General features: G+C 72.4%; 14 protein-coding genes. 3 read left to right on the plus strand and 11 right to left on the minus strand.

What is annotated here, in order from left to right; translation table 11 throughout:
• Positions 1-89: 89 nt before the first annotated feature.
• Positions 90-953, plus strand: coding sequence for a phosphatidylinositol-specific phospholipase C/glycerophosphodiester phosphodiesterase family protein (locus ACZ6KY_RS18515; RefSeq protein ID WP_469311339.1), 864 nt, complete (start codon positions 90-92; stop codon positions 951-953).
• A 103-nt stretch (positions 954-1,056) separates the two neighbouring features.
• The gene (locus tag ACZ6KY_RS18520) at positions 1,057-1,251 is read left to right on the plus strand and encodes a hypothetical protein (protein WP_355772382.1); all 195 of its coding nucleotides are present in this window, start codon (positions 1,057-1,059) and stop codon (positions 1,249-1,251) included.
• On the opposite strand, the gene ACZ6KY_RS18525 is transcribed toward ACZ6KY_RS18520, so the two are convergent.
• The 8 genes from ACZ6KY_RS18525 to ACZ6KY_RS18560 all read right to left on the minus strand — a co-directional run bounded on the left by ACZ6KY_RS18525 (position 1,211) and on the right by ACZ6KY_RS18560 (position 9,375).
• Positions 1,211-2,494, minus strand: coding sequence for a phosphodiester glycosidase family protein (locus ACZ6KY_RS18525; RefSeq protein WP_469311340.1), 1,284 nt, complete (start codon positions 2,492-2,494; stop codon positions 1,211-1,213). The genes ACZ6KY_RS18520 and ACZ6KY_RS18525 overlap by 41 nt on opposite strands.
• A 75-nt stretch (positions 2,495-2,569) precedes the next feature.
• The gene (locus ACZ6KY_RS18530; RefSeq protein ID WP_469311341.1) at positions 2,570-2,926 is read right to left on the minus strand and encodes a DUF779 domain-containing protein; all 357 of its coding nucleotides are present in this window, start codon (positions 2,924-2,926) and stop codon (positions 2,570-2,572) included.
• A gap of 282 nt (positions 2,927-3,208) precedes the next feature.
• A complete protein-coding gene (hypE, locus tag ACZ6KY_RS18535) occupies positions 3,209-4,198 on the minus strand; it encodes a hydrogenase expression/formation protein HypE (RefSeq protein WP_469311480.1) in 990 nt (329 codons plus the stop codon).
• A 73-nt stretch (positions 4,199-4,271) separates the two neighbouring features.
• A complete protein-coding gene (gene hypD, locus ACZ6KY_RS18540) occupies positions 4,272-5,390 on the minus strand; it encodes a hydrogenase formation protein HypD (RefSeq protein ID WP_469311342.1) in 1,119 nt (372 codons plus the stop codon).
• The gene (locus ACZ6KY_RS18545; RefSeq protein WP_401331920.1) at positions 5,387-5,725 is read right to left on the minus strand and encodes a HypC/HybG/HupF family hydrogenase formation chaperone; all 339 of its coding nucleotides are present in this window, start codon (positions 5,723-5,725) and stop codon (positions 5,387-5,389) included. Before ACZ6KY_RS18545 ends, hypD begins: the two co-directional genes overlap by 4 nt.
• Positions 5,726-5,763: 38 nt before the next feature.
• Positions 5,764-8,124 (minus strand): carbamoyltransferase HypF, encoded by a 2,361-nt coding sequence (gene hypF, locus ACZ6KY_RS18550; RefSeq protein WP_469311343.1) that lies wholly within the window; start codon positions 8,122-8,124, stop codon positions 5,764-5,766.
• The gene (gene hypB, locus ACZ6KY_RS18555) at positions 8,121-8,954 is read right to left on the minus strand and encodes a hydrogenase nickel incorporation protein HypB (RefSeq protein ID WP_469311344.1); all 834 of its coding nucleotides are present in this window, start codon (positions 8,952-8,954) and stop codon (positions 8,121-8,123) included. Before hypB ends, hypF begins: the two co-directional genes overlap by 4 nt.
• Entirely contained in the window at positions 8,938-9,375 is a 438-nt protein-coding gene (locus tag ACZ6KY_RS18560) for a hydrogenase maturation nickel metallochaperone HypA/HybF (RefSeq protein WP_469311345.1), read from the minus strand. Before ACZ6KY_RS18560 ends, hypB begins: the two co-directional genes overlap by 17 nt.
• 88 nt (positions 9,376-9,463) lie before the next feature.
• Between ACZ6KY_RS18560 and ACZ6KY_RS18565 the strand changes: the two genes are divergently transcribed.
• Positions 9,464-9,904 carry a helix-turn-helix transcriptional regulator gene (locus tag ACZ6KY_RS18565; protein WP_469311346.1) on the plus strand — a complete coding sequence of 147 codons (441 nt, stop codon included), beginning with the start codon at positions 9,464-9,466 and terminating at the stop codon, positions 9,902-9,904.
• On the opposite strand, the gene ACZ6KY_RS18570 is transcribed toward ACZ6KY_RS18565, so the two are convergent.
• Genes ACZ6KY_RS18570 through ACZ6KY_RS18580 form a run of 3 tightly spaced genes read right to left on the minus strand, consistent with a single transcriptional unit; the run spans position 9,880 to position 11,989 of the window.
• Positions 9,880-9,996: a DUF6893 family small protein gene (locus ACZ6KY_RS18570; protein WP_392180883.1), complete on the minus strand. Its 117-nt coding sequence runs from the start codon at positions 9,994-9,996 to the stop codon at positions 9,880-9,882. The two genes, ACZ6KY_RS18565 and ACZ6KY_RS18570, sit on opposite strands and share 25 nt — an antisense overlap.
• A gap of 5 nt (positions 9,997-10,001) precedes the next feature.
• The gene (locus tag ACZ6KY_RS18575) at positions 10,002-10,562 is read right to left on the minus strand and encodes a hydrogenase maturation protease (RefSeq protein ID WP_469311347.1); all 561 of its coding nucleotides are present in this window, start codon (positions 10,560-10,562) and stop codon (positions 10,002-10,004) included.
• Positions 10,559-11,989 (minus strand): hypothetical protein, encoded by a 1,431-nt coding sequence (locus tag ACZ6KY_RS18580; RefSeq protein ID WP_469311348.1) that lies wholly within the window; start codon positions 11,987-11,989, stop codon positions 10,559-10,561. Before ACZ6KY_RS18580 ends, ACZ6KY_RS18575 begins: the two co-directional genes overlap by 4 nt.

Here is an 11,989-nt window from a genome sequence, read left to right on the forward strand (position 1 = left end):
GCCAACTCCCTTCAGGGCAGGGTTTCTTGAGCCCTGTTCGCCGCATACTCCCTGACGTTCCGTACGGCACCCCTCAAGGGAGGCAGAGCATGGCCCCTACCACCCGGCGCAGAGCCCTCACCACCCTCGGCGCCGCCCTCGCGGGCTCGTTCACCCTGCCCGCGTCGCGGGCTCTCGCGGGCGAGGCGAAGCCCCGCACGCGCCCGCTGTGGCGAGCCCACGCCCACAACGACTACGAGCATCCGCGCCCCCTCTTCGACGCCCTCGACCACCGCTTCGGCAGCGTCGAGGCGGACATCCACCTCGTGGGCGACCAACTCCTCGTCGCCCACGACCCGGTGGAACTCGACCCCGCCCGCACGCTCGAATCCCTCTACCTCGAACCGCTGGCCGCCCGCGTCAGGGCCAACCACGGCTCGGTGTACCGGGGTTACCGCAAGCCGCTCCACCTGCTCATCGACATCAAGACCGAGGGCTCCTCGACGTACCTCGAACTCGACCGTCAACTGCGCCGCCACCGGCACCTTTTCACGACGTACGCGCACGGCCGGGTGCGCCCCGGGCCCCTCACGGCCGTGATCTCCGGGGACCGGGCCGCGCGCGAACCCATGGAGGCGCAGACCGGGCGACTCGCCTTCTACGACGGCCGGCTCGCCGACCTCGGCAGCGCCGCCCCCGCCTCCTTCATCCCGCTGATCAGCGACAACTGGACACTCAACTTCAGCTGGCCGGGCGAGGGCCCGTTCCCGGACGCCGAGCGCGAGAAACTGCGGAACATCATGGCGGCCGCGCACGCCCGCCGGCAGAAGGTCCGGTTCTGGGCCACCCCCGACCTCGCGGGTCCGGCACGCGAGGCGCTGTGGCGCGAACTCCTCGCCGCCGACGTCGACTACCTCAACACCGACGACCTGGGCGGTCTCGAAGAGTTCCTGGACGCCCACGACCGACGGTAGAAGACCACCCGTTCGGGGGACATGTCAGCCTCTCGGACGACCCCTCCGCTACGCCACACTTACGGCCGAACGCCGCGAAGTGACGTGGCGGAGGAGGTTGACGATGGCCATTTCCATCTCAGTGGTGCTGCTGCTCCTTCTGCTGGCAGTGATCTTCCTGCGCAACGGAGGGCTGAAGATCTCTCACGCGCTGGTCTGCGCCCTGCTCGGGTTCCTGCTGGCCAGCACGAGCATGGCCCCGACGATCCACAGCGGTCTCACCGCGACGGCTGACATCGTGGGCAGCCTGACGCCATGACCTGCCGCCGGGTCACGGGGCCCGCGAACACCCCGATACCGTTCGGGACGGGACGCTCGGCGCCGCCGCTCGGGTGGTTGAGGACACTGACGGCGTCCGCTCCCGCCTGCCGGGCGACCATCGTGGTGGATCCGCCGCCGTCCAGGCTGAAGGCGTCCCGCGACCCCAACCGCCTCATCGCCGCCGTCACTTCGGCGATGGTGAGCCCGTTGCGGTATTCCGGGGCGCCGTCCAGGGCGAGGAGCTGCATCCGGCGCCCGTGGTCGGAGAAGCCCACCGCGGTCCGTACGGCGGCGGTCCTGTCGTCCAGGCCCGGCAGCGGCACGCCGTCGGTCATCATCGGATAGCCCCCGACCGCGAAGCGGTACGGGACCCGGGAGGTCTTCGCCACCAGCCGGTGCCGCACCCCGACCCATTCGCCCACGGACAGCTTCCGCAGCTCCTGGGCACCCGCCTCGCGACCGACCAGCACCGTGGTGCCCGGGGCGATGGGTCCGCCGCCCGGAGCGTCGGCGGCGGACACGACCCGACCGCGGCGGACCGTCACCTCGTAGGTGTCGGTGCTGCACGGCGCGGCCCGGTCCGTGTCCGTACCGCAGGTCGCGCGCACCCGCGAGACGCTGCCCCAGTCCGCGGTGAACGCGCCGACGGAGCCGACCGGAAGCGCGTACTGGTTGAACCCGCCGAGCGGCCAGGTGCCGTCGGGGCTGCGGACGGATCCGTCGAGGGCCACGCCGTCCAGCCGGGCCCGGCGGTCGACGCCCACTCCGAACACGTCCTCGGTGGTCGTGCCGGGCGGCAGCGCCGGCCCGAACCGCTGGCCGTCCGGGACCGCGGCCTTGAGCCCGCGGCCGCTCGCGATCGCCGGCCCCACGGTCGCGCCCGTCGCCTCGACGCCCGGATGCTGGGTCTCCGTGATGTTGAAGAAGTCGCCGTTGACCCCGGCGACCGCGCCCTGGGAGTCGGCGAGCTCGGACACGGGTTCCCTCGACGCCACGGCGCCTGGGTAGAGGAGGTCGACGCGCACATGGGGATTGCGCAGATCGACGGTCAACACGTGGGCGTGCGCCACTCCCTTGGCCGCCGGGATGTCCAGCTGCGTGTACTCGACGCCGGGCGCGATGTCCGTCGCGTCCTCCGCGCCGCTGGCCGGTGCCGCCCCGGTCAGGGCCGCACCGGCCAGCGCTCCGCTTGCCGTGAAGACCGTCAGTGCCGTTCTGAACCGTCTGCCGCGACGTGTCACCGTGCCCCCTGATGTCTCGTCAACTTTCCCAGGACTCAGGGGAATTGCACCAGAGGTTGGTACCCGGGCCGGTGGCTAGGCGCCGACGACGCGGGAACGGATCAGAAAACGCACTCCTTCGGGTGCTTCGAGGGAGAAGCCGCTGCCCCGGCCCGGCACGACGTCCACGATCAGACGCGTGTGGTTCCACAGCGCGTACTGGCTCTTCGAGATCCAGAAGGTGATCGGCTCGTCGACGCCCTCGACCTCCAGCTCGGCCAGCAGCACGTCGGAGCCACCGGTGCGGAACTCGCCCTCCGGATAGCACATGGGCGCGCTGCCGTCGCAGCAGCCGCCCGACTGGTGGAACATCAGCGGTCCGTGCTGGGTGCGCAGTCGCCGCAGCAGCTCGGCTGCCGCGGGCGTCAGCTGCACGCGCGGGACGACGTCCATCGGCACTCCCCCTCGGGTCTCACGGCTCTCACGGCTCCTGCGCGGAGCACGGCTCAGCCGACCATCCCGGACGTTGCGAGAGGGTTGCAGACGCCGGACACGGAAGAGGCCGGCCCCCGGTGACGCCCGCGTGTCGCGGGTCGTCACCGAGGACCGGCCTCGGGAGTACGGGATGCGGGCGGACGAGGTGTCAGCCGATGGGGCGGCCGCGGGAGCGCGGCCGGCCGGCCTGGTGCCGGCGGACGAGGTGCCGCTGGATCCGGTGGCCGCGGACGCGGTGGGTCAGCAGATGCGCGGGAGTTGCTCCCCGAGCGGCATGTCCACCACGCGGGTGCCGCCCAGACCGGTGGCCGCGACGACCATGCCCGGGTGGTCCGGGACGCAGTGGCCGATCGCCACGGACTCCTTGCCGAGCGGGTGGGCGCGCATCGCCGCGAGCACGGCGTCGGCGTGTTCGGCCGCCACGAACGCCACCAGCTTGCCCTCGTTGGCCACGTACAGCGGGTCGAGGCCGAGGAAGGCGCAGGCGTTGGCGACCGTCTCCGGGACGGGCAGGGAGCGCTCGTCGAGCGCGATGCCGACCCGCGCCGCCGCGGCGATCTCGTTCAGGGAGGTGGCCAGACCGCCGCGGGTCGGATCGCGCAGCACGTGGATGTCGGGGCAGACAGCCAGCATGTCCGCGACCAGACCGGCCAGCGACGCGGTGTCGCTCTGGATCTCGACGCCGAACTCCAGCCCCTCCCGGACGCTCATGATCGCCACTCCGTGCACGCCGATCGGCCCGCTGACCAGCACCACGTCACCGGGGGCCGCGCGCTGCGGGCGGATGTCGACGCCGTCCGGGATCAGGCCGATCCCGGCGGTGTTGATGAAGATGCCGTCGCCGTGGCCCGCGTCGACGACCTTGGTGTCGCCCGTCGCGACCACCACCCCGGCCGTCCGGGCCGCCTCGCCCAGCGCCTCGGCCACGCGCCCCACGACAGACAGCTCGACGCCCTCCTCCAGGATGAACCCGCAGGAGAGGTAGGCCGGTACGGCCCCCGCCATGGCCAGGTCGTTGACCGTGCCGTTGACGGCCAGGTCCCCGATGCTGCCGCCGGGGAAGAACAGCGGCCGTACGACGAAGGAGTCGGTGGAGAAGGCGAGCCGGGCGCCGCCCATCAGCAGATGCGCGGAGTCGCCGAGCTCGGCGAGCACGTCGCTGCCGAAGGCGGGCGCGAACAGGTGCTCCACCAGTTCGGCGGAGAGCGTGCCGCCACCGCCGTGCCCCATCACGATCCTGTCGTGGTCGCGCAGCGGCGCCGGGCAGGTCCAGGAGGAGAAGTCGGCGGGAGCGTATGCGGAGTCAGCCAACGGAACTCGCCTCCTTGTCGGGGGTCTGAAGCCGCCGGTAGAGGTAGTAGGCGGCGCACGCGCCCTCGCTGGAGACCATGGTCGCGCCCAGCGGATTGCGCGGGGTGCACTCCTTGCCGAACGCGGCGCACTCGTGCGGCTTGATGAGGCCCTGGAGCACCTCGCCGCTGCGGCAGACGGTCGACTCCTCGGTCGCGATGCCGGTCACCGAGAAGCGGTGCTCGGCGTCGTACTCGCGGTACTTGGGGGACAGCCGCCAGCCGCTCCGCGGAATCATGCCGATCCCGCGCCAGGCCCGGTCGGTCACCTCGAAGACGTCGGACAGCATGGTACGGGCCGCCGGGCTCCCCTCGGCCTGCACCGCGCGCGGGTAGGCGTTCTCCACAGTGTGCTGTCCCGCCTCCAGTTGGCGTACCGCGCGGCGGATGCCCTCCAGGATGTCGAGCGGCTCGAAGCCCGTCACGACGATCGGCACCCGGTGGCGCTCGGCCAGTTCGGGGTACTCGCCCATGCCCATCACGGTGCAGACGTGCCCGGCGGCGAGGAACGCCTGCACCCGGCAGTCCGGCGAGTTCATGATCGCGTCGATGGCCGGGGGCACCTTGACGTGCGAGACCAGCAGGCTGAAGTTGGGGATGCCCAGCTTCTTGGCCTGATAGACGGTCATCGCGTTGGGCGGCGCCGTGGTCTCGAAGCCGATGCCGAAGAACACGACCTGACGGTCGGGGTTCTCCTGCGCGATCTTGAGCGCGTCCAGCGGCGAGTAGACGACGCGTACGTCCGCGCCCTCGCTCTTGACCTTGAACAGGTCGCGTCCGCTGCCGGGCACCCGCAGCATGTCGCCGAAGGAGCAGAAGATCACGTCCGGGCGGGAGGCGATCTCCAGCGCCTTGTCGATGATCTCCAGCGGGGTCACACAGACCGGGCAGCCCGGCCCGTGGATCAACTCGATCTCCTCGGGGAGGAGTTGGTCGATGCCGTGGCGGATGATCGAGTGCGTCTGTCCGCCGCAGACCTCCATGATGGACCAGGGCCGGGTGGTGACCGCCCTGATGTCGTCGAAGAGCCGCTTGGCGAGGACCGGATCGCTGAACTCGTCCAGGTACTTCATGACCGCGCCTCCTTCTCGACGCCCTCCAGGGGCGGGAGTCCGGTTCCGGCGGGGCGTTCGGCTCCCGCGTCCCGGGCGGCCTTGCCCCAGGCGTCGCCGAACTCCTCCTCCAGCACTCCGAGGTTCTCGAAGAGCTCCAGGGTCTGCTTCGCCGACTCCTCGTCCAGCCGCTGCAACGCGAATCCCACATGGACGATGGCGTAGTCACCGACCTTCATGTCCGGCACGTACTCCAGACACACGTCCTTGACGACACCGCCGAAGTCGACCTTGGCCATCCGCGTCGCGTCGCGTTCCTCGATCTCCAGCACTCTGCCGGGTACGGCCAGACACATGACTCGCTCCTGACTCGCTCCAGCGCTCCTGTTGCGCGCTAGTCCCGTGCTCGGGCGGCGACGATCAGCTGCCCGAGGGCCAGACCGCCGTCGTTGGGTGGAACCCTGTGGTGCCTCAGTACGGTGAAGCCGTCGCGTTCCAGGACGGCGCCGCAGCCCTCGGTGAGCAGGGCGTTGCAGAACACCCCGCCGCTGAGGGCGACCGTTCGGATGCCGGTGCGCTCTCGTGCCACCGCGCACACCTCCAGGACCAGACCGACGACGGCCCGATGGAACCGACGGGCCACCGGCCCGGCCGTGACACCGGCCCGGACGTCCGCGACGGCGGCGGCCAGGACCGGCGCCGGATCGGCGATCAGCGGCACCTCGGGGTCCTGACGGACCGCTCTCAGCATGAACCGGTACGCGTCGTTCCGCTCGTCGTCGGCGAGCGGCCCAGCCAGGTCGCCCAGCGCCGCGTTCTCCAGCTCCATCGCCGCCTGGGCCTCGTACTCCACCCGGTGGCAGACCCCCGCGAGCGAGGACACCGCGTCGAAGAGGCGTCCCATGCTGGACGTGGGAACGCAGTTGAGCCCGCGTTCCAGCTGCCGTTCGAGCAGCCGCCGCTCCTCGGGGGTGGCGGCCGCGGCGCACGGCAGCTCGTCCCGCCAGGGCAGTCCCGCCGCCCGCAGATGCGACAGCGCCATCCGGTAGGGGTTGCGTACGGCCGCGTCGCCGCCCGGCAGCGGCACATAGCCCAGATGGGCGAACCGCCGGTATCCGTCGTAGTCGGCGAGCAGCACCTCGCCGCCCCACACGGCACCGTCGTCGCCGTAACCGGTCCCGTCGAAGGCGATCCCGATCACCGGCGCCGAACCGTCCAGACCGTGCTCGGCCATCGCGGAGGCGACGTGGGCGTGGTGGTGCTGCACCTGGCGCAGCGTCAGGCCGCGGGACTCGGCGGCGCGCCGCGCCCACTGGGTGGCGCGATAGCCGGGATGCCGGTCGGCGACCAGCAGACGGGGTGCGACGGCGGTGAGGTCCGTCAGATGGCCGGTGGCCCGCTCGAACGCGGTCAGGGTGGCCAGGTCGTCCATGTCCCCGACGTGGGCGGACAGCCAGGCGTAACGGCCGTCCCCGGCGCAGAAGGTGTTCTTCAGGTCGCCGCCCACGGCCAGCGCCGGGACCACCGGCACCGGCAGCGCGATCGGGAAGGGGGCGTAGCCGCGCGAGCGGCGCACCGGGAGCTCGGCTCCCGCGCAGACCCGGACCACCGAGTCGTCGCAGGGCACGTGGATGGGCCGGTCGTGCGCGAGCCAGGCGTCGGCCAGTCCCGCCAGCCGGGTCAGCGCCTCGTCGTCGTCGGTGACGATGGGCTCGCCCGAGCGGTTTCCGCTGGTCATGACGAGGACGGCCGGACCCGGCGGATCACCGGGCAGCCCGAGCAGCAGCCGGTGCACGGGGGTGTACGGGAGCATGAAGCCGAGGTCGGGACTGCCGGGCGCGACTCCCGCCGCGATCTCGCCACCGGCGCCCGCCCGCCGCCGCAGCAGGACCACCGGCTTGCGCGGCCCGAGCAGCAACTCCCGCTCCGCCGGGCCGACATGGGCCAGCCGCCGGACGGTCTCCAGCGAGCCGGCCAGCACCGCGAAGGGTTTGCCGCCGCGGTTCTTGCGCTTGCGCAGGGTGCGGACGGCCGCGGGATCGCCCGCGTCGCACGCCAGGTGGTAGCCGCCGATCCCCTTGACCGCCACCACGGCACCCTCGGCCAGCAGCCGACGGGCCTCGGCGAGCGCCTGCCCGTCGCGCAGTTCGCCCGGATCGTCCGGCCCGGTGCGCAGGGTGAGCCGGGGACCGCAGGCGGGGCAGGCGATCGGCTGGGCGTGGAAGCGCCGGTCGGCCGGGTCCGCGTACTCCCGGGCGCAGTCCGCGCACATCGGGAAGCCCGCCATGGTCGTGCTGTCCCGGTCGTACGGCAGCGAGGTCACGATGGTGAACCGCGGCCCGCAGTGCGTGCAGGTGATGAACGGGTGCCGGTACCGCCGGTCGGCGGGGTCCGCGAGCTCGCTCAGACAGGCGTCGCAGGTCGCGGTGTCCGGGGAGACCAGCGTGCGGCCCGGCCCGCCGGAGGAGGGGCGGATGGTGAACACCGAGCCGTCGTTCTCCAGGGGCACGGCACGGTGCTCGACCGACTCGACGACCGCGAGCGGCGGCGGCCGGGTCCCGATCCGCGCGCAGAACACGGCCACGTCGGCCGCCGGGCCCTCCACCTCGGCCTCCACGCCCCGCGCGTTGTTGGTGACCCAGCCGGTCAGCCCGAGTTCCTCCGCGAGGGTGTACACGAAGGGCCGGAACCCCACCCCCTGGACGACGCCCGTGACGGTGACGTGCCTGCGCTCGCGCCCCGGGGCTCCTTTCACCGCGGGTGCCCCTGCGCCTGTTCCCGGCTCGGTCCGGCCCCGGCCTCCCGCGCGTGCGGGTGCCCGTCGGCGTGGACGTGGCTGTCGCCGTCGGCGTGCGGGTGCCCGTTGCCGTTCTCGTGGCTGTGCAGGTACCGCTCGTGCTGCCGCGCCAGGACGGGTACGTGCGTCTCGTCGCCGGCCGCGCAGCGCAGGATGTGCGCCAGCAGCGCGTCGACCCCCTGACCGGTGCGGGCCGAGGTCTCCAGGACCGGCACTCCGGGGTTGACCTGCTGGACACCCCGCAGGAACGCCTCCCGGTCGAAGCCGACGGCGTCCGCGATGTCGGTCTTGGTGATCACGACCAGCTGCGCGAGCCCGAAGGCCGCCGGGTACTTGACCGGCTTGTCCTCGCCCTCGGTCACCGACGCGAGCGCGATCCGCAGGGTCTCCCCGAGGTCGTAGGAGGCGGGGCAGACGAGATTGCCGACGTTCTCGACGAACAGCAACCGGCTGCCCTCGGGCAGCCAGCCCTCGAGCCGCCGCTGGAGCATGCCCGCCTCCAGATGGCACAGCCCGTCGGTGAGGATCTGCCGCACCGGCGCGCCGGAGCGGGCCAGCCGGGTCGCGTCGTTCTCGGTCGCCAGGTCGGCGGTGACGGCGGCGGCCGGCGTACCGCCCGCGACGGCGCGCGCCAGCAGCTGTTCGAGCAGCGCCGTCTTGCCGCTGCCCGGACTGGACAGCAGATTGACCGCCACCGTGCCGCGGTCACCCAGATAGCCCCGCAGGGCCAGCGCGTTCTCGTCGTTCTTGGCGAGCACGGCCTGATGCAGGTCAACGGTGCGGCACATGGCTCGCCTCCTCGTCGCGTACCGGCAGCCCGGACGGCGCGGCCCGTGGCCCGTCGCCCGCGCTCTTCCCGTCCGGGGGCCCGTCGGCCAGCGTCACCCGGACGATCTCCAGCTCCCGGCCGCTGAGCAGGGTCAGCGTGGCCCCGCACTCGGCGCACCACAGCACCGGAGGCATCCCGGTCGGCGCCTCGCGCCCGCAGCCGTCGCAGCGGCCCCGTGCATCGACAGTCTCGATCAGCAGGCGGGCCCCCGCCAGCGCGGTGCCCTCCGCCGCCAGCCCGAACGAGAAGTCCAGCGCCTCGGGCACCACGCCCGCGAGCTCGCCGATCCGCAGGGTCAGCGACGCGACCGGGCGCCCCTGTTCCCGTACGGCTTCCTCGACCTGTTCGACGACCGCCACGGCGATGGACAGCTCATGCACGGCCCTCACCTCCCGCCGCCGAGCCGCCGGGCGGCGCCGTGGCGCCCGGGTGTGAGGCTCGCGCATGCCTGGTTACTCTGAGAAGACGATGACCGGGCACGAAGTCGAGCGACGCGCTCTGCTCACCCCGGTGCTGCTCCTGTTGCTGGCCGAACGCCAAGGTCATGGCTACGAACTGGTGCAGCGCCTGGGCGCTTTCGGCTGCGGCGACGCGGATCAGGCGCATGTGTACCGGCTGCTGCGGGGCATGGAGAGCGGTGGTGAGGTCACCTCGCACTGGCACGCCTCGGAGAGCGGTCCCGCGCGCCGCGTCTACGCGATCACCCAGCAGGGCGCCATGAACCTCGCCCTGTGGTTCGTCCGCCTGGGCGAACTCCACAGCACCCTGCATCTCTTCCTCGAGCGCTATGTGCAGCTCGAGGACGTCGGTGGCCGCGCGGAGCGGCGCGAGGGCGGGGGTCCCGGCGCCGGCGCGCGTCCACCGGATCGTGCGCGGACGCCGGATCACATGCGCCGCATGCGCAAGTAGCGGCGGATGTCCGACAGGTTCCTCGCGACTCCGTAGGCCACTACGAGGCCCGCGGCCAGGCCCACCCATTGCCATTCCATCCTTGCCTCCATGGTGATCAGCTCCTCTGGGGTACAGAGGTAGCGCGGCGTACGAGGTCGAGCACCAGGTCGGCGGCGGCCTCCACGGCATCGGCCACCGGGGGTGTCAGCCCCATCCCCTCGTCCGTGTCGCGGGGTTCGCAGCCGATGACGTACACCTCCTTGGGGAGGGTGCCGCCCGCGCCGGCGTGCAGGTCGTGCAGCAGGGCCAGCACGGTGGCGGGGTCCATGGCGTGCGTGTCGAGCGGCCCCGGCTCGGGCCGTGCCGTGGGGGGTTCGGGGCCCACGTCGATCGTGTAGAGCGTGCCCGGCGGCCCTCCGCGGCTGACGATGTCCACCAGCACGAGGGCCTGATAGCCCTCCAGCAGCCGGTAGGCGAGGTGCACTCCGCGGATGCCGGTGTCCATCAGCTCGACGCCGGGCGGCAGTTCGGGCGTGCGGGCGGCGAGCCGCCGTACGGTCTCCACCCCGAACCCGTCGTCCTGGAGGAACACGTTGCCCACTCCGGCGACCAGAACGCGGCGGGTCCCGTCCCGTCCGGCCGTACCGTACGCCTCGGTGCCATCAGGTCCGGTCATGTCGCCTCCTCCTTCAGCGGGGCCACCTCGTCGGGCTTGAAGTACAGGAAACGGCCCTGTGTACGGCGTATGTCGGTGCCGGGATCGTCGTCCACGACGACGGCGAGATGCGTTTCGCCGTCGAGGTCGCCGACCACGGCCTCGACGGTGGCGTGCCGGCCGTGGAGGAAGGCGTCCTGGGCGTCGGAGCGGCGGGCGCCGGGGGTGAGCAGGACCCGGCTGCCGGCCCTTACGGCCTCGCCGTCGATGATGACGACGCCCGGCACCTCGGCGGCCCCGGCGTCCTGCGCCGGGTCCCACCAGGGGTGTCCGGGGCCCTGAGGCAGGCTCAGCCCGGTATCGGGAGCAGGGGGGAGCGGCTCGCCGGCAGGGTCGTCGCCGGTGATCTCGCGCAGCCCCCGGATCGCCCCGTGCAGCCGTTCGCGGACCGCCTCCGGCATGTCGTCGACCAGGTCGATGACCCCGGCGGCGCGGGCGTCCGTGCCGCGCGCCTCGCGCTTCTCCCGCTCGGTCAGCGCGGCCGTGCGCAGCGAGAGGATCTCGTCGATCTCGGTGGCGTCGTAGAGGGGCCCCGGGCTCTCCTCGGCGACAGCGGGGTGGTCCTCCAGGATGATCGGCGAGGACAGCATGACGTCGTCCGTGCCGGGCGGGCCCGCGAGTACGGGCCAGGTGTGCTCGTTCTGACAGCTCGCTGCCGCCGGGCGGCCCCACTCGGGCGGGTCGGTCAGCGACAGGAACCGTCCCCCGGGCACGCCGAGCAGCAGATGGGTGCCGATCAGGCTGTGGGCGAGGGCGGTCTCGCGGTCGGTGCCGGCGTGCTCGGGGGCGGTGGTGGTGTTGTGCACGCTCACGGTGAGCCGCAGGACCCGGTAGGGGCCCGGCAACTCCTCGACACGCGGGCGCAGTTCGCCCGTCAGGCGCTGCCTGCGCCGCACCAGACGGCCCAGTGTCCGGCCCTCGGCGTCGGTCACCGGCTCGTACTCGACGGCGTCCGGAAGGTCGAACCGTACGGCGTGGAAGGCGGCCTGATCACCCATCAGTTCGGCGAAGGTCTCATGGATCAGGACGCGTTCCTCGTGTCCCTCGTCCCACGGCACCAACACCCGGTCGGGGAGGTCGAGTTCGGGGACCTCCGTGTAGCCGCCGTCGGCGTCGAGCCGTTCCACCGTGCGGCGCCGCACGTGCAGGAAGCGCAGTTCGGCGTGCAGCCGGTCCCCGTCACGGGGCTCCAGCAGGCATTCGGTGCGCTGGACGGAGTGTTCTCCGGTCGTGGCGGTCCAGGCGGGCGGCACCAGGACGCCGAACTGCCAGCGCAGTTGGTTCTTCGCGGCCGAGGCGCGGTAGGGGTAGAGGACGTATCCCTCGAACAGGACGGCGTCCGCAATGGTACGGGCCTGCTCGAAGCGGTTCTCCAGGGGATTGCTCAT

It is taken from the genome of Streptomyces sp. NPDC042002 (assembly GCF_055588305.1).